Annotated in this window: 17 protein-coding genes; 10 read left to right on the top strand and 7 right to left on the bottom strand. The window is 60.9% G+C overall.

What is annotated here, in order from left to right; genetic code table 11:
* The first annotated feature begins 46 nt into the window (after nucleotides 1–46).
* The 5 genes from AC1RO0_RS21490 (at nucleotide 47) to AC1RO0_RS21470 (ending at nucleotide 5,582) form a co-directional block, all read left to right on the top strand.
* Entirely contained in the window at nucleotides 47–1,063 is a 1,017-nt protein-coding gene (locus tag AC1RO0_RS21490) for a carbohydrate ABC transporter permease (RefSeq protein WP_498594816.1), read from the top strand.
* A 1-nt stretch (nucleotide 1,064) separates the two neighbouring features.
* Nucleotides 1,065–2,228 (top strand): carbohydrate ABC transporter permease, encoded by a 1,164-nt coding sequence (locus AC1RO0_RS21485; protein WP_498594815.1) that lies wholly within the window; start codon nucleotides 1,065–1,067, stop codon nucleotides 2,226–2,228.
* Between the two features lie 35 nt (nucleotides 2,229–2,263).
* Nucleotides 2,264–3,916 (top strand): beta-galactosidase BglA, encoded by a 1,653-nt coding sequence (gene bglA / locus AC1RO0_RS21480; protein ID WP_498594814.1) that lies wholly within the window; start codon nucleotides 2,264–2,266, stop codon nucleotides 3,914–3,916.
* Between the two features lie 21 nt (nucleotides 3,917–3,937).
* On the top strand, nucleotides 3,938–5,029 hold the full coding sequence (locus AC1RO0_RS21475) for an ABC transporter ATP-binding protein (RefSeq protein ID WP_498594813.1): 1,092 nt from the start codon (nucleotides 3,938–3,940) through the stop codon (nucleotides 5,027–5,029).
* 199 nt (nucleotides 5,030–5,228) lie between these two features.
* Nucleotides 5,229–5,582 (top strand): hypothetical protein, encoded by a 354-nt coding sequence (locus tag AC1RO0_RS21470; RefSeq protein WP_007700115.1) that lies wholly within the window; start codon nucleotides 5,229–5,231, stop codon nucleotides 5,580–5,582.
* A gap of 39 nt (nucleotides 5,583–5,621) precedes the next feature.
* On the opposite strand, the gene AC1RO0_RS21465 is transcribed toward AC1RO0_RS21470, so the two are convergent.
* A complete protein-coding gene (locus AC1RO0_RS21465) occupies nucleotides 5,622–6,212 on the bottom strand; it encodes a TetR/AcrR family transcriptional regulator (protein WP_498594812.1) in 591 nt (196 codons plus the stop codon).
* 204 nt (nucleotides 6,213–6,416) lie between these two features.
* On the opposite strand from AC1RO0_RS21465, the gene AC1RO0_RS21460 reads away from it, so the two are divergent.
* A complete protein-coding gene (locus AC1RO0_RS21460) occupies nucleotides 6,417–7,325 on the top strand; it encodes a DUF3313 domain-containing protein (protein ID WP_498594811.1) in 909 nt (302 codons plus the stop codon).
* Between the two features lie 45 nt (nucleotides 7,326–7,370).
* On the opposite strand, the gene edd is transcribed toward AC1RO0_RS21460, so the two are convergent.
* The 5 genes from edd to AC1RO0_RS21435 all read right to left on the bottom strand — a co-directional run bounded on the left by edd (nucleotide 7,371) and on the right by AC1RO0_RS21435 (nucleotide 14,436).
* Nucleotides 7,371–9,194, bottom strand: a complete 1,824-nt coding sequence (gene edd, locus AC1RO0_RS21455; protein WP_498594810.1) for a phosphogluconate dehydratase — start codon at nucleotides 9,192–9,194, stop codon at nucleotides 7,371–7,373.
* 179 nt (nucleotides 9,195–9,373) lie between these two features.
* Nucleotides 9,374–10,072 carry a 6-phosphogluconolactonase gene (pgl, locus tag AC1RO0_RS21450; RefSeq protein WP_498594809.1) on the bottom strand — a complete coding sequence of 233 codons (699 nt, stop codon included), beginning with the start codon at nucleotides 10,070–10,072 and terminating at the stop codon, nucleotides 9,374–9,376.
* Between the two features lie 10 nt (nucleotides 10,073–10,082).
* Nucleotides 10,083–11,558 (bottom strand): glucose-6-phosphate dehydrogenase, encoded by a 1,476-nt coding sequence (zwf, locus tag AC1RO0_RS21445; protein WP_498594808.1) that lies wholly within the window; start codon nucleotides 11,556–11,558, stop codon nucleotides 10,083–10,085.
* 129 nt (nucleotides 11,559–11,687) lie between these two features.
* The gene (locus AC1RO0_RS21440) at nucleotides 11,688–12,986 is read right to left on the bottom strand and encodes an NAD(P)/FAD-dependent oxidoreductase (RefSeq protein WP_498594807.1); all 1,299 of its coding nucleotides are present in this window, start codon (nucleotides 12,984–12,986) and stop codon (nucleotides 11,688–11,690) included.
* Nucleotides 12,987–12,999: 13 nt separating this feature from the next.
* On the bottom strand, nucleotides 13,000–14,436 hold the full coding sequence (locus AC1RO0_RS21435; protein ID WP_498594806.1) for a glutamine synthetase family protein: 1,437 nt from the start codon (nucleotides 14,434–14,436) through the stop codon (nucleotides 13,000–13,002).
* 135 nt (nucleotides 14,437–14,571) lie between these two features.
* Between AC1RO0_RS21435 and AC1RO0_RS21430 the strand changes: the two genes are divergently transcribed.
* From AC1RO0_RS21430 to AC1RO0_RS21415, 4 genes are all read left to right on the top strand, one after another.
* Entirely contained in the window at nucleotides 14,572–15,756 is a 1,185-nt protein-coding gene (locus AC1RO0_RS21430) for a BaiN/RdsA family NAD(P)/FAD-dependent oxidoreductase (RefSeq protein ID WP_498594805.1), read from the top strand.
* Between the two features lie 72 nt (nucleotides 15,757–15,828).
* Nucleotides 15,829–16,341 (top strand): ankyrin repeat domain-containing protein, encoded by a 513-nt coding sequence (locus AC1RO0_RS21425; RefSeq protein ID WP_498594804.1) that lies wholly within the window; start codon nucleotides 15,829–15,831, stop codon nucleotides 16,339–16,341.
* 174 nt (nucleotides 16,342–16,515) lie between these two features.
* Entirely contained in the window at nucleotides 16,516–16,659 is a 144-nt protein-coding gene (locus AC1RO0_RS21420; RefSeq protein WP_007700089.1) for a hypothetical protein, read from the top strand.
* Between the two features lie 341 nt (nucleotides 16,660–17,000).
* Nucleotides 17,001–19,538 (top strand): methyl-accepting chemotaxis protein, encoded by a 2,538-nt coding sequence (locus AC1RO0_RS21415; protein WP_498594803.1) that lies wholly within the window; start codon nucleotides 17,001–17,003, stop codon nucleotides 19,536–19,538.
* Here AC1RO0_RS21415 and AC1RO0_RS21410 read toward each other — a convergent pair.
* Nucleotides 19,469–19,771: a hypothetical protein gene (locus AC1RO0_RS21410; RefSeq protein WP_498594802.1), complete on the bottom strand. Its 303-nt coding sequence runs from the start codon at nucleotides 19,769–19,771 to the stop codon at nucleotides 19,469–19,471. The two genes, AC1RO0_RS21415 and AC1RO0_RS21410, sit on opposite strands and share 70 nt — an antisense overlap.

Below are 19,771 nucleotides of genomic sequence, written 5' to 3'. Positions count from 1 at the left end.
TGCCGGGCGGATGGCTTCGAGCAAGCAAAAAAATCGGGAGGAAAAGATGATTTCGCAGATCCTGTCGGCGGTCGGAGCCATGATATTCGGCGTTGCCGTCTGTGCCGCGTACTTTCTGTTTTCCAACAAGTTGCTGGACCTGATCTTCCCGGCAAAAGAGGGCGACGATGTCCATCGGGTCGCAGTTAATCTGCGTCGTCGCGGACTGATCCGTCCCTGGCTTTTCCTCGGGCCGGCACTCCTGCTGCTTGCCGTCTACCTGGTCTATCCGGTGGTCGCGACCTTCATCTTGTCCTTCTATGGTCCTGACGGCAGCAAATTCGTCGGCGGCGCCAACTATGTCTGGGCCTTCAACGACACGGAATTCCGCCAATCGATCTTCAACAATATCCTGTGGCTCGCCGTCGTACCGGCTGCCTGCACCTTCTTCGGCCTGGTGATCGCCGTCATGACCGACCGCATCTGGTGGGGCAACATCGCCAAGGCGGTCATCTTCATGCCGATGGCGATCTCCTTCGTCGGCGCTTCGGTCATCTGGAAATTCATCTACGAGTATCGCGGCGGCACCGACACGCAGATCGGCCTGTTGAACGCGGTCGTGCAGCTTTTCGGCGGCACGCCGGAAGTCTGGATCACCATCCCGTTCTGGAACAATTTCTTCCTGATGGTCATGCTGATCTGGATCCAGACCGGCTTTGCCATGGTCATCCTGTCGGCGGCGTTGCGCGGCATTTCCGAGGAAACCATCGAAGCGGCCGTCATCGACGGCGCCAATGGCTGGCAGATCTTCTGGAAGATCATGGTGCCGCAGGTCTGGGGCACGATCGCCACGGTCTGGACCACGATCACCATCCTCGTCCTCAAGGTATTCGACATCGTGCTGACCATGACCAACGGCCAGTGGAACACGATGGTGCTGGCAAATCTGATGTTCAACTGGATGTTCCGCGGCGGCGGCGATTCCGGCCGCAGCGCCGTCATCGCGCTTATCATCATGGCCGCCGTCACGCCGATCATGATCTGGAACATTCGTCGTGCAAACGCGGAAACGAAGGGGCGCTGACATGATTGGAAACCTCGGCCGCATCGGCCCCGCCCGCCTCTTCGTCCACTTCTGCGTCCTGCTCGTCGTCCTTCTCTGGCTGCTGCCGACGCTCGGCATCTTCGTCACCGCCCTGCGCGACAAGGACCAAATTGTCGTCTCCGGCTGGTGGACGGGCTTCTCCGGCTCATCGCAGACGGCGGCCGTGCGCCTGGCCGGCCCCGACAAGGCAGTGCAGGACGGCCCCAACTACGTCATCGCCGGTACGGTTGCCGGTGAAGGCAACAGCGGTAACGGCAAGATCGAAGCCTTCGGTCTACGCGTGCAGGAACCGGCGACCTACAAGGTCGGTTCATCCGCCGACCTTGGCAATGGCGAGACGCTTACCGTCAATGCCGATGGCAGCTACCGCTACCAGAAAAATGCGCCTTTCGAGGCGGATGCGCGCGCCAAGCGCATCTATCTGACCATCGCCACCCCGCCGCAATTCACCCTGGAGAACTATCGCAACGTTCTGACGGGCGAGGGCGTCGGCCAGTCCTTCATCAACTCGCTGACAGTCACCATTCCGGCGACGGTCATCCCGATCCTGATCGCGGCTTTCGCGGCCTATGCGCTCGCCTGGATGGAGTTTCCCGGTCGAGCGCTACTGATCGCGCTGGTCGTCGGCCTCATCGTCGTGCCGCTGCAAATGTCGCTGATCCCGCTATTGCGCATCTATAACGAGATCGGCCAGATGTTCGGCGTGCCGTCGAAGACCTATCCCGGCATCTGGATGGCGCATACGGCCTTCGGCCTGCCGCTCGCCATCTACCTGCTGCGCAATTATATCGCCGGTCTGCCGAAGGAGATCATCGAATCCGCTCGCGTCGACGGCGCCAGCGATTTCGACATCTTCGTCAAGATCATCCTGCCGCTGTCCTTCCCGGCGCTCGCCTCCTTCGCGATCTTTCAGTTCCTCTGGGTCTGGAACGACCTGTTGATCGCCATGGTGTTCCTCGGCACCGACAAGGATCACCTGGTCCTGACGGCTGCCTTGAACGCGCTGCTCGGCTCGCGCGGCGGCAACTGGGAAATCCTGACGGCCTCGGCCTTCGTTACCATTCTCATCCCGCTCCTCGTCTTCTTCGGTCTGCAGCGCTACCTCGTGCGCGGTCTGCTGTCCGGGTCGGTGAAGGGGGGCTGATCAAAGATCTCAGTATTCATACAGGACCATATAGAATGAGCATTGCCTCTCAATCGATTTCGACCGTGGACAAGGACTGGTGGCGGGGAGCCGTGATCTATCAGATCTATCCGCGTTCCTATCAGGACTCCAATGGCGACGGCATCGGCGACCTCAAGGGCATTGCTGCCCGTCTGCCGCATGTCGCCGCCCTCGGCGTCGACGCAATCTGGATTTCGCCGTTCTTCACCTCGCCGATGCGTGATTTCGGCTATGACGTTTCCGATTACGAGGATGTCGATCCGATCTTCGGCACGCTTGCCGATTTCGATGTGATGATGAGCGAGGCGCATCGTCTCGGCATCAAGGTGATGATCGACCTGGTGCTGTCGCACAGCTCCGACCGTCACCCCTGGTTCGTCGAGAGCCGTTCCAGCAAGGATAATCCCAAGGCCGACTGGTATGTCTGGGCCGATGCCAAGCCGGACGGTACGCCGCCCAACAACTGGCTGTCGATCTTCGGCGGCTCGGCCTGGGCCTGGGATCCGACCCGCATGCAATACTATCTGCACAACTTCCTGACCTCGCAGCCGGACATGAACCTGCATAATCCGCAGGTGCAGGATCGCCTGCTCAATGTCGTGCGCTTCTGGCTCGACCGCGGTGTCGACGGTTTCCGTCTCGACACCATTAATTTCTATTTCCACGACAGGGAACTGCGCGACAACCCGGCGCTCGAGCCGTCGCGCCGCAACGCCTCGACCGCGCCGGCGGTCAATCCCTATAATTTCCAGGAGCATCTCTACGACAAGAACCGCCCGGAGAACCTGGCGTTCCTGAAGCGCTTCCGTGCCGTGCTCGACGAATATCCGGCAATCGCCGCCGTCGGTGAAGTCGGTGACAGCCAGCGTGGTCTCGAGATCGTCGGCGAATATACGGCCGGCGATGACAAGATGCATATGTGCTACGCCTTCGAATTCCTGTCGCCGGATGCGCTGTCGCCGGATCGTGTCGAAGAGGTCATGGACGATTTCGGCGCGGCTGCGCCGGACGGCTGGGCATGCTGGGCGTTCTCGAACCATGACGTCGTGCGCCATGTCAGCCGCTGGGGCGGTCTTGTCGCCGACCGCGATGCCTTCGCCAAGCAATATGCAGCCCTTCTTCTGACGTTGCGCGGCTCGGTCTGCATCTATCAGGGTGAGGAACTCGGCCTGACGGAAGCCGAGCTCTCCTATCAGGACCTGCAAGATCCCTACGGCATCCAGTTCTGGCCGGAATTCAAGGGTCGTGATGGCTGCCGCACGCCGATGGTCTGGGATAGCCAGATGGCCCAGGGCGGCTTCTCGACGGTGAAGCCCTGGCTGCCTGTGCCGGTGGAACACATTCTGCACGCCGTCAGCGTACAGCAGGGCGACGAGAACTCGGTGCTGGAGCAGTACCGCCGCTTCCTCGCCTTCCGAAAGCAGCATCCGGCCTTCGCCAAGGGCGAGATTGCTTTCGTCGAGCCGCAGGACGACGTGCTGATCTATACCCGCCGCCATGACGACGAGACCATTCTCTGCGTGTTCAACATGAGCGCGACGGAAGCAGTCGCGACGCTGCCCGAGGGGAACTGGCAGGCCCTGACCGGTCACGGTTTTACAAGCAATAATTACGGCAACAAGATCGATATTCCGGCTTGGGGCGCTTATTTCGCGCGTCTGGCCTGAGTACCTGGGAGGAGGGCAGAGATGACAGGACTTGTTCTAAAAGACATCCGTAAATCATACGGAAGCGTGCATGTCCTGCACGGCATCGATCTGGAGATCCAGCAAGGCGAGTTCATCGTCTTCGTTGGACCGTCCGGATGCGGCAAATCCACCTTGCTGCGCATGATAGCCGGGCTGGAGAGCATCACCGCCGGTGATATGCTCATCGCCGGACAGAAGGTCAACGAAGTGCCGCCCTCGCGGCGCGGTATCGCGATGGTCTTCCAGTCCTATGCCCTCTATCCGCATATGACGGTCTACGACAACATGGCCTTCGGCATGCGGATCGCCAAGGAAAGCAAGAAGGAGATCGACCGCCGCGTTCGCGCAGCGGCGGCGAGCCTCCAGCTCACGCAATATCTTGAGCGCCTGCCCAAGGCGCTTTCGGGCGGCCAGCGCCAGCGCGTCGCCATCGGTCGCGCTATCTGCCGCAATCCGAAGGTCTTCCTCTTCGACGAGCCGTTGTCGAACCTCGACGCGGCCTTGCGCGTCGCGACCCGCATCGAGATTGCCAAGCTCAGCGAATCCATGCCCGAGACGACGATGATCTACGTCACCCACGATCAGGTCGAAGCCATGACTTTGGCCGACCGCATCGTCGTCCTGTCGGCCGGCCGTGTCGAGCAGGTGGGGGCGCCGCTTGAACTTTACGAGCATCCGGCCAACCTTTTCGTCGCGAAGTTCATCGGCTCGCCGGCCATGAACATCATCCCGGCGACGGTGACCGAGGCTGGCGAAAAGACGACGGTGACGCTGACGGGTGGCAAGTCGGTGACCCTCGATATCCCGACGGCCGCCTCCGAGCGCGGCAAGACCGCGAGCTTCGGTGTTCGCCCGGAAGACCTCAGGGTGGCGACGGACGAGAAATACCTCTTCGAAGGCGAGGTCTCGATCGTCGAAGCGCTCGGCGAAGTCACACAGCTCTATATCGAGGGCCTGGTGGATGGCGAGCCGATCATCGTCAAGATCCCCGGCATTGCGGACGTCAAGCGCGGGCAAAAGATGCGCTTTGCGGCCGACCGGCAGAAGCTGCATCTCTTCGATGCCGACGGCCATACCTATCGTAAGCAATAGGGCATCTTGCCAAGAATACTGGAGCGCCAGCCCGATCAAACACATAAAATAAATGCAACTTGGGCTAGCGCTTCCAAACCTTCTGTTAAATACCCGCTGGTAGCGTATGAGCCGTAAGCTACTCTAGGGATTTACGGCAATGGCAGCTCGCGGCGCAGCGAATTCAGGCCAGCATTTTCTCAATAAGGAAGAGTCCTTCATGTACGACCGCGAGGTGCGGTACAGAATGCAGGACACGATGAACGCGGCACGGATCGAATACACCCAAAAAGGTGTCATGAATCTGGCCTCGCGCCGCTGTGACATCATTCGCATCTCGCAGACCAGTGCGATCCTGGCGATCCTCACGCAGTTCAATCTGCCGAAGCAATTCTATCTCGACATACCCGATGCCCGCATCAGCAAGATTGGCTGCGTGCTGATGAAGATCTTCTCCAACAACACGGTGGAGGTCCGCTTCCTGCGGCTGCTGTCGGAGAAGGAAATGAACAAGATCTTCGTCTACAGCACCCATCCGGCGCATCGCGACCGCGTGCTCGATATCCGCGCCTGAGCAAAGTCAGCCAGAGGCGTCCGAGCGGCATTCGGTTGGTCAGATCGCCGCCCGGAATTTCCTGAGCGCGTCCTCGATATAGCCCATCAGCGGGTGCTGGCCATCGTCCTGAAGCCACTTGTCGACAGCAAGGCGAAGGGGGCTCACCGATATCATGGAAACCAGCCGCAATTCGTCGCGGTCCTTGGCTGGAAACAGCGCGCATAGGCTTTCGTAGACGGCCTGCTCAAGTCCCAGATAATTGCCGCGTGTGCGGACACGCAACGCATTGCTTTGTCGCAAGAGCCGGGCAGTCGCAAGGAGCTGGGGTGTCTGGACGCGTGCGACCAACTTCCGCAGCGCCTGATGCACGATCTCGAGCGGTTGCCCGGCCGATGCGCTCTCCAGGATCGAGGTCTTGAAGGCCTCTATATAGCCGCGCTGATGCGCCAGAAGAATCTCGTCCTTGCTTTTGAAATAATAAAAGAAGGTTCGCCGGGAAATACCCGCCGCGGCCGCGATCTCGTCGAGCGTCGTCTCCTGATAGCCTTTTGCAAGAAAGGATTTCATTCCGACATCCGCGATGCGTTGAAACGTCAATCGTCGTTTTTGCTCGCGCAGGCCTTCCGGTTTTGAGGGGGCTTCATGCATTGAAATATTTTGTCACAAGTTGTCGCGACACACAAATCTGTCAGGACTTGCTCCCGGCTTTTTGCCACTTTCATTCCAGGTGAAATAATTCGTCTGTCTCGCTCGATGGTTGCCGCAAAGTTGCCAACATTAATTTTTACATCAAGTGTAATAATTAATGTTAACTCGAGATGCCCGAAGCGGGCAGAGGAGAACCGGTACGCCATGCCAGTCAGCCCGATTTTCAATTGTGATACGACAGCAGTGCATGGTCCGATCCCCTCCAGGGCCCGCCGGGCGGGTCAGTTCGCTGTCTGGCCGACGGTCGCATCGCTGAGCCTGTTGGTAGCCGGCTGTGCGTCGGCACCCCTGGACCGCGCGGGCTCCTTGCGATCCTATGATGGGCTGAAACAATCGGACGGGATGGTGACCCGCTCACTTCTCAAGGTGAACAAGGATGATGTTCTTGCGGCAAAGACGGTGAAGATCATTCCGACCGCTTTTTCGATGCGGGCCGAAAGTGCCGCTTTCACGCCTGCGCAGCGAAACTTGGTAACCAATGCTGTGGACAGAACGCTTTGCTCTGGCTTGAGCGAGCGCTTCGTCATCGTCGGCCTGTCGGAGCCGGCGGACTTGACCGTTCGTGCGGTGGTCACGCAGGTCAAGCCTACGAACACGACGGCAGTCGGCGCGTCGAAAGTCGCGTCGGTGGCTAAAAGCGTGCTGCTGCCCGGTATCCCCGTTCCTGTTCCACGCATCCCGATAGGAATGGGCAGCCTGTCTCTCGAAGCCGAGGCGATTGACGGTCAGGGCGCGCAGAAGGCGGTGATGATCTGGGGGCGCGGCGCGAGTGCTTTCTTGGATTCCGGAACGGTCGCCAAGGAGGGGGATGCGTATAGTCTCGCCGTGAAGTTCGGCAGTGATTTCAGCAAGCTGCTCGTCAAGGGCAAAACACCGTTCGGAACGATGCCCTCTCTCCCATCCAAAGCGAAGTGGAACGCTCTCGTCGGGCGCGGACCGAAATACGAAGCCTGCAAAACCTACGGCAAGTCGCCGGGCGTTGCCGGTTTCATCGGAGAACGCATGGGGCTTCCACCCAAATGGACCGACAAAACCGCGCCGAATGCCCCGTAAACATCTTACCCGCTTTCAGGCGAAATCGCCTGAAAGCGGAATGCTCTAGTGGCGGAACAACACGCTGGCGCCCTGATCGGCCGGCCCGGCGGCACGGCGGAAGGGGGCGAAGAGCTCACGACCCATGCCAAACTCGTTCTCGGAGAGGTCGGCGACGACAGGTTGGCGTTCGGCCATCGTGGCGGCGTCGACCAGCACTTCCAGCGTGCCGGCAATCGCGTCGATACGGATGATGTCACCTTCCTGGATGCGGGCGATCGGGCCGCCGTCGATGGCTTCCGGCGTGACGTGGATCGCAGCTGGAACCTTGCCAGAGGCGCCGGACATGCGTCCGTCGGTCAGAAGCGCCACGCGGAAGCCGCGGTCCTGCAGCACGCCAAGGGCAGGCGTCAGCTTGTGCAGCTCCGGCATGCCGTTTGCCTTTGGTCCCTGGAAGCGGACGACGGCGACGAAATCGCGGTTCAGCTTGCCGTCCTTGAAGGCCTGCTGCATCTCCAGCTGATCGTGGAAGATGACGGCGGGGGCTTCGACGATATGGCGCTCCGGCTTGACGGCGGAGATCTTGATCACCGCCTTGCCGATATTGCCGCGCAGCATCTTCAATCCGCCATTGCCCTGGAACGGCGCGTCGATCGTCGACAGCACCTTCGGGTCACCGCTCTTTTCCGGTGCCGGTTCGCGGACCACGCCGCCATCGGCGCCGATCTTCACTTCGATCGAATAGGCGGAAAGCCCCTGGCCGGCGACGGTGCGAACGTCGTCGTGCAGCATTCCCTTCTTCAGGAGCTCCTTGATCAGGAAGCCCATGCCGCCGGCGGCATGGAAATGGTTCACGTCGGCGAGCCCGTTCGGATAGACGCGGGCAAGCAGCGGAATGATGTCCGAAAGCTCGGAAATATCCTGCCAGGTGAGGGCGATGCCGGCTGCGCGCGCCATGGCGACGAGATGCATCGTGTGGTTGGTCGAGCCGCCGGTCGCATGCAGGCCGACCACGCCGTTGACGATCGAGCGCTCGTCGATCATCTCGCCGGCGGGCGTGAATTCATTGCCCATGGCGGTGATGGCGAGCGCCCGTTTCGTGGCCTCGCGGGTCAACGCTTCGCGCAGCGGTGTGCCGGGATTGACGAAGGAGGCGCCAGGCATATGGAAGCCCATGATCTCCATCAGCATCTGGTTGGAATTGGCTGTGCCGTAGAAGGTGCAGGTGCCGGGGCCGTGATAGGACTTTGATTCGGCTTCCAGCAGCTCGGCGCGGCCGACCTTGCCTTCGGCAAAGAGCTGGCGCACACGCGACTTCTCGTCGTTCGGCAGGCCGGTGGTCATCGGTCCAGCCGGAATGAAGACGGCCGGCAGATGGCCGAAGGAGAGGGCGGCGATGAAGAGACCCGGCACAATCTTGTCGCAGACGCCGAGGAAGACGGCTGCATCGAACATGTTGTGCGACAGGCCGACGCCCGCCGACATGGCGATCAGGTCGCGAGAAAACAGTGACAGTTCCATGCCCGGCTGGCCCTGCGTGACGCCGTCGCACATGGCGGGCACGCCGCCGGCGACCTGGGCGATACCGCCGGCTTCTGCCGCTGCTTCCCGGATGATCGCGGGATAGGTCTCGAAGGGCTGATGCGCCGAGAGCATGTCGTTATAGGAGGTGATGATTCCGAGATTGGGCACGCGGTCGCCCGCCAGTGCCTCCTTCTCGGAGGGGGAACAGACGGCGAAGCCGTGGGCAAGGTTGGCGCAGCCGAGAATGGAGCGTTGCGCACCCTTGGTTGCGGCGTTGCGCAGGCGCTCCAGATAGAGCTCGCGCGTTGGTTTCGAACGTTCGACGATACGTGCGGTAATCGCGGATATGCGGGCGTCAGCGGCCATGGTCGATCTGCCTCCGGCTGTTCTTGCGCTTGGTCCCGAAAGATCACCTTCGATCTTGTCTAGGAAAGGATCAGGCGCAGGCTTGAAATGTCACTGCTATGCCGGCACACCCTTTCGGGCGCGTGGCGCAGCAGCCGTTGCTGTGTCATTCCGGGTCCGATGACGACCATTCGGTCGTGTCAGGGAGCCCAGTAAATCTCGACCGGAGAAGCGGCCCGGCGCAGCATGGCGCGGATCGGCATTTCGGTCTCTTCTCCCGGTGCCTCGGCCTTGGCGAGAACGTCCTTCTTGCCCTCTCCCTCAATATGGAGCACCAGCAATCGGGCATCCTGAAGGCTGGAGAAGGTGAAGGTCAGCCGCGGTTCGCCGGCTCCCTCGGCTTCCATCGTGATGATGCCGCGCGGGGTCTTCGGATCAAGCGCAGTCGCGAGATTGTTGCCGCCCGGAAAGAACGAGGCCGTGTGGCCGTCATTGCCCATGCCGAGGATGACGACATCGAAGGGATGGCCGACGCCCTTGGTCTCTTGAGTAGCGATGACGGCGGCCTCCTCAGCGGAAGCCGCGGCCTGGTAGAGCGGAAGGAACTGCGCCGAGGCGGCCTTGTCCTTCAGCAAGTTTTCCTGGACGAGCAGATGGTTCGAACGCGGATTATCCGCTGGTACGAACCGTTCGTCGACGAGGGTGATCGTCACCTTGCCCCAGTCGAGCGGACGCGATGACAGCGCCTGGAAGAAGGCCTTCGGCGTCGAGCCGCCGGAGACCGCGATGCTTGCGGAGCCGCGGGCGGCGATGGCGGCCGAGAGAACCTCGACCACCTTGTCCGCGAGCTTGCCGGCGAGTTCGGCGCCATAGGCGAAAGCATGCATATTCGCTGTCATCGTCACCGTCCTAGATATCGTCATGCCAGGTGCGGCCGTCGCGCTCGATCAGAGCGATGGCCTGGCTCGGACCCCAGGTGCCGGCGGTATAGCCCTGCACCTGCTGACCGGCTTCTTCCCAACCCTTCAGGATCGGGTCGACCCAATCCCATGCGGCTTCCACTTCGTCGCGGCGCATGAACAGCGTCTGGTTGGAGCGGATGACGTCCATCAGCAGGCGCTCGTAAGCATCCGGGTTGCGGACGTTGAAGGCCGAGGCGAAGCTCATGTCGAGCGAAACGTTGCGCAGGCGCATGCCGCCCGGACCCGGATCCTTGATCATCAGCGACTGCTTGACGCCTTCGTCCGGCTGCAGGCGGATGATCAGCTGGTTGGCGACGGTGCGGCCGGCGGCCTGATCGAAGATGTTGTGCGGGATCGGCTTGAAGGTGATGACGATCTCCGACATGCGGCCGGCAAGACGCTTGCCGGTGCGGATGTAGAAGGGAACCCCGGCCCAGCGCCAATTGCCGATCTCGGCCTTGATGGCGACGAAGGTTTCGGTGTTGGACACGCCGCCTTCGAGTTCATCGAGGTAGCCCTTGACCGGGCCGCCCGAGGATGCGCCGGCGCGGTACTGGCCGCGAACCGTAGCCTGCTCGACGTTGGAGGCATTGATCGGCTTCAGCGCGCGCAGCACCTTCAGCTTCTCGTCGCGGACGGCTTCGGAATCCATCGAGGAGGGGATTTCCATCGCGGTCAGGCAAAGGAGCTGCAGGATGTGGTTCTGCACCATGTCGCGCAGCGCACCGGCGGTGTCGTAGTAGCCGGCACGGCCTTCGAGGCCGACCGATTCCGCAACCGTGATCTGGACGTGGTCGATGTGATTGGCGTTCCACAGCGGCTCGTAGAGGGCGTTGGCGAAACGCAGCGCCATCAGGTTTTGCACCGTCTCCTTGCCGAGATAGTGGTCGATGCGGAAGATTTGCTCTTCCTTGAAGACCTTGCCGATCGTGTCGTTGAGCTGCAGGGCCGAAGCGAGGTCGCGGCCGATCGGCTTTTCGACGACGATGCGGGTCTGCTTGGTGATCAGCTTGTGGTCATGGATCTTCTGCGAGATGTCGCCGAAAATGCCGGGAGCGACGGCCAGATAGAAGGCGCGGACGCGGTCCTTGCCCTCATCGAGGATCTTCTTCAGCTGATCCCAGCCGGCATCGCTGCGGGCATCGACCGGAACGTAGAACAGGCGGGCGAGGAATTTCTTGACCTCAGCCTCGTCATATTCGCCCTTCTTCAGGTGTTCCTTGAGGGCGGCGTCGGCGAATTTGCGGTATTCCTCATGCGAGAGCGCGCTGCGCGATGCGCCGATAATGCGGGTCGGTTCGGAGAACTGGCCTTCGATCTGGCGATGATAAAGAGCGGGCAGGAGCTTGCGCTCAGCAAGGTCGCCGCTGCCGCCGAAAACGACATAGTCAAAAGGTTCAACGGGAATGATTTGGCTGCTCATGAGGTATCTCTCAATCGGTCTTGGTTGAGGCCCCTTTTAATCTAATCGATTTAAAAAGGCCAGTGTGCATCGCAAAATTCAGACTCGGTTTTTAGAGCGGATTGCCGAAAGAGGAAATCCGTTCCGTATCTAAAACCTGTCGCGCAACGCAAACCACGAGAGCGCCAGGAACAGCAGAGGCGCCCGCATGCGGGCGCCACCGGGAAACGGCGGGATGTTCAGCGCCCTGAAAAGCGCAAGATCGTCGGCATTCCCGAGGACCGTTTTCGCATAAAGTTTACCGCAATAGTTTGACAGCATGACGCCGTGTCCGGAATAGCCGCCGATAGAGGTCACGCCGGGCATGACGTCGCGCACGAAAGGCTGGCGCGGCATGGTGATGCCGACCGATCCGCCCCAGGCATGGGTGATGTCGATCTTGTCGAGTGAGGGATAGATTTCGGCGATCTGGCGGCGGATATGCTGCGTTATGTCGCGCGGATTGTCCGCCGTATAGGCCTCGCGGCCGCCGAACAGCAGGCGTCCATCCTTCGACTTGCGGAAATACCGCACCACAAACCGCGAATCTGCCACCGCCTCGCCGCCGGGCAGTACATCGGGAAATCTGTCGAGCGGTTCGGTCGCGCCGATGAAGGAGCGGATCGGCATGACGTGACTTGCCGTAACCGGCTCCAGATTGCCGATATAGCCGTTGCAGGCGATCAGCACGCGATCGGCGGTGATGACGCCGCCATCGGTCTCGATCAGCGTCTTGCCGCCCGATTGTCGGACCGCCTTTGCCGGCGTCATCTCGAAGAGGGAGGCGCCGGCCGCCGCAGCGACGCGCGCCAAGCCGATGAGCAGCTTCAGCGGGTGGATATGGCCGGTGCCCATGTCCCTGACACCGTAGAGATAGCGCTTCGACCCCAGCCGCTCCTGGGTCTCCGCCGTGTCCATGAAACTGACATGCGGATAGTCGTAGCGCGTTGCGGCGATCTCCGCGTTTTCCCTATAGGCGCGTTCGTAGCTCGGCTTGTGCGTGACGTTCATCTGGCCGGGCATGAAGTCGATGTCGATGCCATGCTCCGTGGCGAAATCGAGCAGATGCCGCTTGGCGTCCTCGGCAAGATCGAAGAGCGCCTTCGAGCGCTCATAGCCGATCTTCTCTTCCAGCTCTTCCGGCCACCAGCGCTGGCCGGTGCCGAGCTGGCCGCCATTGCGCCCGGAGGCGCCATCGCCGAAGCGGTTGGCGTCGATCAGCACGACGTCGACACCGCCCTTGGCGAGATTATAGGCAGCCTGCAGGCCGGTATAGCCGCCGCCGATGATGGCGACGTCGGCGCGGCGCGAGCCGTCGAGCTTGGGATAGGCCGGGCGCGGCCCGACGGTTGCCTGATAGAAGGAAAGCCCCGGCGCGATCGGGCTCTGCCATGCTTCCTGCGATGTCATGGGTGGCCCTCCCTCACACGTTGAGCAGAAGGAATTCCCGCTCCCAGGGGCTGATCACCTGCATGAAGGTCTCGAACTCGCCGCGCTTGACGCCGGCATAGATGTCGATGAAGTCCTTGCCGAGGACTTCATGGAAGGCCGGTTCGCCCTCCAGCAGCGCGATGGCTTCGAGAAGGCCGCGCGGCAGGTCGATCGAGCCTTCATTGGCCGAATCCTCGGTCGGCGCCGTCGGTTCCACCTTCTTCATGATGCCGAGCAGGCCGGAGGCGAGCGAGGCTGCAAGCGCGAGATAGGGATTGGCGTCGGAACTCGGTAGCCGGTTCTCGACGCGGCGGGCCTGTGGATCGGAAACCGGCACGCGGAAGGCCGTGGTGCGGTTGTCGTAGCCCCAGGCATTGTTGACCGGGCAGGACATGTTCGGCGCCAGACGCCGATAGGAATTCACGTAAGGCGCGAGCATCGCCAGGGCATTCGGCACATAGCGCTGCATGCCGCCGATGAAGTGGAAGAACTCCTGCGACGGACTGCCGTCCGGATTGGTGAAGACGTTCTTGCCGGTCTCGATGTTGACCACCGACTGGTGGATATGCATCGCCGAGCCCGCCTGGCTCTGCATCGGCTTGGCCATGAAGGTGGCATAGATGCCGTGCTTCAGCGCCGCTTCGCGGATGGTGCGCTTGAACATGAAGACCTGGTCGGCAAGCTCGATCGGATCGCCATGACGCAGGTTGATTTCGAGCTGCGCCGGCCCCTCCTCGTGGATCAGCGTATCGATCTCGAGACCCTGCTTTTCCGAAAAGTGATAGATATCGTCGATCAGCTCGTCGAATTCGTTGATACCGGCGATCGAATAACCCTGGCCACCGAGGATCGAGCGGCCGGAGCGGCCCTTCGGCGGATGCAGCGGATAGTCCGGGTCGTCGTTCTTGGCGACGAGATAGAATTCGATCTCCGGCGCCACGACCGCTTTCCAGCCGCGCTCCTTGTAGAGATTCATAATCTGCTTGAGCAGATTACGCGGCGTATAGGACACCGCCTCGCCCTCGGAATTGACGATGTCGCAGATCACCTGCGCCGTCGGATCGGTTTCCCAGGGCACGACAGAGAGCGTCGAGAGATCGGGCACCAGCTTCAGGTCGCTGTCGCGCGGCTCGTAGCGAAAGTTTTCGGTCTCTTCGGGATATTCGCCCGAGATTGTGTGGCGATAGATTGCCGAAGGCAAGGCAAGCGAGGTGTTGGAGGTAAATTTCGAAGTCGGCATCATCTTGCCGCGCGGTACGCCTGCAAGGTCCGGCGTGATGCATTCAATATCTTCGATGCCGCGCGCCCGCAGCCACTGGGTTGCTTCCTTCCAATTTGCCACGCCGCGTGCCGATCGTAGACTGCGGGGAACTGTAGTGACTTTCGAGACCGGCTTAGAAGCTTTCAGCGGGGTCTTTTTCGAAGGCATAAAACACCGTATTTGCGTGGATCGGAGATTGCATCATAACGGCAGTTTGCCAATTGGCGAGGGGGGACCGCTCCCGCTTTCGCCATATGATGGAAAAATAGTCACGCAGCGCGATAATCGATGAAGGAATGAAACTTGGCCGGCAAATATGATGTGATCGTTCTCGGCGCGGGCGCCGCGGGCATGATGTGCGCCATTCGCGCCGGCCAGCGCGGGCGCTCCGTGCTGGTGCTCGACCATGCCGCCGCACCGGGCGACAAGATCCGCATTTCCGGCGGCGGCCGCTGCAATTTCACCAATATCCATGCCGGCCCGAAGAACTTCGTCTCCGCCAATCCGCATTTCGCCAAGTCAGCGCTGGCGCGCTTCACGCCGAGGGACTTTCTCGCCATGGTCGAGAGCCACGGCATCGCCTGGCATGAAAAGACGCTTGGTCAGCTTTTCTGCGACAACAGCGCCAAGGACATCATCTACATGCTGACCGACCAGATGCGTGCGGCTGGCGTGGATTTGCGGTTGCGCACGGAAATCAATGCGATCGAGCCTGCCGCTGGCGGAGGCTATCGCGTCGCCACCTCGGACGGTGTCTTTGAGGCGGCCTCGCTGGTCGTCGCCACTGGCGGCAAGTCGATCCCGAAGATGGGCGCCACTGGCTTTGCCTATCGTATCGCCGAACAATTTGGCCTGCCGCTGGTCGAGACACGTCCCGGCCTGGTGCCGCTGACCCTCGATCCGCAATTGCTGCAACGCCTGGCGCCGCTCTCCGGCATCACCGCGCCTGTCGAAATCCGCCATGGCAAGACGGCGTTCCGCGAGGCCCTGCTTTTCACCCATCGGGGCCTCAGCGGTCCGGCGATCCTGCAGATTTCCTCCTATTGGCGGGAGGGGGATGAGATCACCGTGGCGATCGAGCCTGATGTCGATGTCTTCGTGATGCTGAAGGCGGCGCGCCAGGCCAATGGCCGGCAATCGGCGCAGACGGCTTTGGCGGAAATCCTGCCGAAACGGCTGGCGCAGCATTTCGCCGAAGGCGAGGGCATGTCCGGCAACATGGCAGACCAGGGCGACAAGCGCTTGCAACAGCTTGCCGCCGCCGTCCAGGCCTGGCCTGTCAAGCCATCGGGCTCGGAAGGCTACCGAACGGCGGAAGTCACGCTCGGTGGTGTCGACACGACCTGTCTCGATTCGAAGACGATGCAGGTGAAAACCATCCCCGGCCTCTTCTTCATTGGTGAATGCGTTGATGTCACCGGCTGGCTCGGCGGCTATAATTTCCAATGGGCCTGGGCCTCCGGCCATGTCGCGGGCGAGGCGGCTTGAGGTGGCCTTGCCAATAGATCGCGAAGCAGGCAAGGACATTTCCAACGACGACACTATTCGATGGAGGCGATGATGACGTTCAAGACCCGGACATTCCGATCCGCAACTCTTCCCGGCATGGCGGCAGCCATGATGGTGTCCTTTGGGATGCTCACCCTTACGGCGCTGGATGCCAGTGCTGCGTCTGCGGCCTGCAAGAAGCTGGATCCGAACGGCCAGGATGCGGGCGGCGACACCAATTTCGCGCTGGCGATCCGCGACAAGAAGGGCGATGTCGTCAAGAAGATGCTTGCCTGCGGCGCCAAGCTGGACATGAAGACGACCGAAGGCTGGTATCCGCTGCACACCGCCGCCTATTATGGCCCAGCCAGCATGGTGGATCTGCTGGTCTCCAAGGGCGCCGACGTCAATGTTCGCGGGGATTATGATGGCTGGACGCCGCTGCATATGGCGGCACAGCAGGAAGATCCGGCCATCGTCAAGGCGCTGTTGAAGAATGGAGCTGACAAGACCATCAAGTCGTCCTCAGGCAAGACTGCCGCCGAGATGGCGACCGATCCGGCGATTGCCGAGCTGCTGAAGTAAAATTAGATGCCTTGGGTTCCGCGCTTTTCGAGCAAATGTTCGAAAGGTGCGGCAATTGCGACTAACCTCTGGTTTTGGCGTTTTCATTTCCTACATCTTTATTTTCTACATTGCCTGTTGCCGGAACGGCCTGTTGCCGGTTATCGTGTCAGTGCGAAAATGGGATATAGGCTCATGAACAGAACACAACGTCGCGCTCGCGCCATTGCAATTGCTCAAACCCGTGACAACGCCAAGCTGGTGGCCGTCAGGCTGCTGATGCTCGCAACAGGCGCCACGGCGGCCTGCATCGCTTACCTTGCGGTGCGCGGCTTCTGATATCGTCGGCCTGATCGGCTGATTTCGCCGTTTCCCCGGCGAACGACTTGCGCAAACGCGCCACGTCTTGTTTCGGCTGACCCGTCGCATCAGCCGTTTTCCTGTGCTCTTCCTCGTGCCAAGGGCTGCCATCGCCCTTTATCCGAAAATTAATCTATCAAACTCACAATCTGCGCAGATTTTCTGGGGCCGCTTCCACAACGTGAAGCAGAAGCAATGATTGCCGCCTGACATCGTTCAGGTCCCCGTCTGCGAACATCTCAAGATTGAAGATTTTGCATCCGGTCAGCGCTGTGAAGGCGCCGGCAAGGGGGGAGCAGTTGTGAGAGGCCCGAGCTACGATGTTCATTGACAAGATCCTGTCCCGTTTCAAGATCAAGACGAAGGTTCTCCTCTTCGTCCTGCCATTCGTCATCAGCATTTCCGCCGTCGGCCTCACCGGGCTCTATGCTTCCGGGCTTTTGCAGGGGCGCATGGAAATCTCCAACAGCGTGCTGCAATCGCTGACGGGCTTCAAAAACCTCTATGGTTCGATGGATGACTTCCTGCGCATCACCAATGAGCAGCAGCGCGACAAGCTGTATGAGGACATCAAATCGCAGCAGGGTGTCCTGGCGTCGACGCTCGACCAGCTCGGCAAAGATGCGGATGGCCGTGACAATCTGACCGATGCGACGACCAAGACCGCCGCCATGGCGAATGAGGTCGGCAAGCTCTGGACGCTGCACGAACAGGAAGTCGATTTCCGCAAGGCGATCGACGATGCTCAGAAGGCGCTGATCAAGGCTCGTTTCAACGTCGATTTCAACGGTCAGCAGCTGGAAGACCAGATGCGCCAGGACCAGGCGGCCGCGACATCGACGCTGCGGTCGGCCGACCGCCTGCTGAAGGGCGGCGATCAGCTCGTTGCCGTTGCCGAGGATTTCAATAAGGCCGCAACCCCTGTCGATAAGGTCAAGCTGCTCAAGGACCGGTTGCCTGATCTGAACAAGGCACAGCGCTCGATCAATCTCGCTCTTCCGCAAAACCAGAAGAGCGTCGTGCAATCCCTTGTCGGCACGATCAAGGACCTGACCGCCTTCACCGAGAGCACGGATGTCCCGACCGACGATACGATTGCCGGCATCACCCGGCTTCTTTCCCGCTTCCGCCAGACCTCGACCTATACGCAGTTGGCCGCGACGCAGATGATGCGCCAGGCGACGACGACCTTCGTGGATATGGACGCCAAGGTTGTTCAGACCAACTCCGTTCTTCAGGATACCCGCCGCCTCCAGGGTTCGATCTATTCGTTGCAGCTGGTGCTCGGCGAATTCCTGGCCAATACCAGCAAGGATAATCTGACGCGTCTGCGCCAGGAGGTCTTCAAGCTCCGCGGCTCGCTGGATACGATGAAGCAAAGTGCCAAGGGCATGGATTTCATCGACGGCATCGATGCGGCTATCCGGCCCGCCCTCAAGGCGATCGAGGACGGCGGCGACCAGCTGGTCAACACGTCGACCCAGCGCGTTGCCGAATATGCCGCCGCGCGCCAGCAGCTCGATCAGGTCTGGGGCCAGCTCACGGCCTTCGCCGAAACGCAGAAGCAGAGCGCCGGCACGGAGCGCGAGCAGGCAAATTACATCTCGATCCTTGCCACCATTCTGGGCATCATTCTTTCCGTCGCCGGCGGCATCGCTCTGGTGCTGACCTTGCAGCGTCCGATCGGCCAGATCACCGCCGCCATGCGCCGGATTGCCGATGGCATGCTGGAGACCGCGATCTCCGGCGAAAAGCGCCATGACGAAATCGGCGACATGGCGCGCGCGCTCGGCATCTTCAAGGAAAATGCGATTTCGAAAATCCGCATCGAAGAGCAGAGCGACGAGGAGCGCGCCGCCGCCGAGCACGAGCGCCAGCGCAACGACGCCGAAAAGCGTGAGCTCGACCGCCAGATCGACTTTGCCGTCAGCGAACTTGCCGCAGGCCTCGAGCGTCTGGCGCAGGGCGATATCTCCTCGACGATCGAGAAGCCATTCATCGGTCGTCTCGAACAGCTCCGCCAGGATTTCAACAGCTCGCTGTCGCGCCTGCAGCAGACGATCAGCCAGGTGCGCGACAATGTCGAGATGATCCAGTCCAACGGCAACCAGATGGCCGCCTCCGCCGAGGACCTGTCGAAACGCACCGAACAGCAGGCCGCTTCGCTGGAACAGACAGCCGCCGCCGTCGACGAAATCACCGTTACGGTTCGCTCATCCGCCGAGCGCGCCAAGGATGCGGATGCGATCGTGCGCGAAGCCAAGCGCAGCGCCGATGACAGCTCCGTCGTCGTCGGCAATGCCATCGACGCCATGACGCGTATCGAGGATGCGTCCCGCAAGATCGAGCAGATCATCGGGGTCATCGACGAAATCGCCTTCCAGACCAATCTGCTGGCGTTGAATGCCGGGATCGAGGCTGCCCGCGCCGGTGATGCCGGCAAGGGCTTTGCGGTCGTGGCCATGGAAGTGCGCGAGCTGGCCCAGCGCTCCGCCGCCGCGGCCAAGGAGATCAAGGGGCTGATCAACAAATCGACCCAGGAAGTCAATTCCGGCTCACAATTCGTGCAGCAGGCCGGCTCGGTCCTGGCGCAGATCAGCGGCCAGATCGTCACCATCAGCCAGCATGTCGAAATGATCGCCCGCGCCAGCCACGATCAGGCAAGCGCGCTGCAGGAGGTCAACGCCTCCGTCAACCACATGGACCAGATGACACAGAAGAATGCCGGCATGGTCGAGGAGACCACGGCGGCCAGCCGGGAACTGGCCTCCGAGGCGGACGCGCTGCTCTATCTCATCCAGCAGTTCAAGATCGAGAGTGGATATAGTCCGAGCCAGTTGCGGGCAGACGCTGCCTGAGTGAAGCAATCGCGGGCATCATCACAGGCGGATCGGCCAACATTGGGCCGGTCCGCCTTTTTCGTTTTGAGCCATGCATAGGTACGATCGAGGATGTTTCCGAACCAGGTGAACACAACATAGGAATTGTGACCATGCACCTGGTAGAAATCGTCCTCGCTCAGGCTCGATCGTCCAAGACGGTATTGGTCGCGAAGTTGGATGATGTTGGCAATAATGACGCTGTCGAGCAT

This window comes from Rhizobium sp. GW821-FHT14E12 (genome assembly GCF_058803745.1).
This window is presented reverse-complemented; position numbering and strand designations above follow the sequence as displayed.

Coding starts and splice junctions, on each gene's coding strand:
- AC1RO0_RS21490 (WP_498594816.1), top strand. CDS start 47: ATGATTTCGCAGATCCTGTCGGCGGTCGGAGCCATGATATTCGGCGTT.
- AC1RO0_RS21485 (WP_498594815.1), top strand. CDS start 1,065: ATGATTGGAAACCTCGGCCGCATCGGCCCCGCCCGCCTCTTCGTCCAC.
- bglA (WP_498594814.1), top strand. CDS start 2,264: ATGAGCATTGCCTCTCAATCGATTTCGACCGTGGACAAGGACTGGTGG.
- AC1RO0_RS21475 (WP_498594813.1), top strand. CDS start 3,938: ATGACAGGACTTGTTCTAAAAGACATCCGTAAATCATACGGAAGCGTG.
- AC1RO0_RS21470 (WP_007700115.1), top strand. CDS start 5,229: ATGTACGACCGCGAGGTGCGGTACAGAATGCAGGACACGATGAACGCG.
- AC1RO0_RS21465 (WP_498594812.1), bottom strand. CDS start 6,212: ATGCATGAAGCCCCCTCAAAACCGGAAGGCCTGCGCGAGCAAAAACGA.
- AC1RO0_RS21460 (WP_498594811.1), top strand. CDS start 6,417: ATGCCAGTCAGCCCGATTTTCAATTGTGATACGACAGCAGTGCATGGT.
- edd (WP_498594810.1), bottom strand. CDS start 9,194: ATGGCCGCTGACGCCCGCATATCCGCGATTACCGCACGTATCGTCGAA.
- pgl (WP_498594809.1), bottom strand. CDS start 10,072: ATGACAGCGAATATGCATGCTTTCGCCTATGGCGCCGAACTCGCCGGC.
- zwf (WP_498594808.1), bottom strand. CDS start 11,558: ATGAGCAGCCAAATCATTCCCGTTGAACCTTTTGACTATGTCGTTTTC.
- AC1RO0_RS21440 (WP_498594807.1), bottom strand. CDS start 12,986: ATGACATCGCAGGAAGCATGGCAGAGCCCGATCGCGCCGGGGCTTTCC.
- AC1RO0_RS21435 (WP_498594806.1), bottom strand. CDS start 14,436: ATGCCTTCGAAAAAGACCCCGCTGAAAGCTTCTAAGCCGGTCTCGAAA.
- AC1RO0_RS21425 (WP_498594804.1), top strand. CDS start 15,829: ATGACGTTCAAGACCCGGACATTCCGATCCGCAACTCTTCCCGGCATG.
- AC1RO0_RS21420 (WP_007700089.1), top strand. CDS start 16,516: ATGAACAGAACACAACGTCGCGCTCGCGCCATTGCAATTGCTCAAACC.
- AC1RO0_RS21415 (WP_498594803.1), top strand. CDS start 17,001: ATGTTCATTGACAAGATCCTGTCCCGTTTCAAGATCAAGACGAAGGTT.
- AC1RO0_RS21410 (WP_498594802.1), bottom strand. CDS start 19,771: ATGCTCGACAGCGTCATTATTGCCAACATCATCCAACTTCGCGACCAA.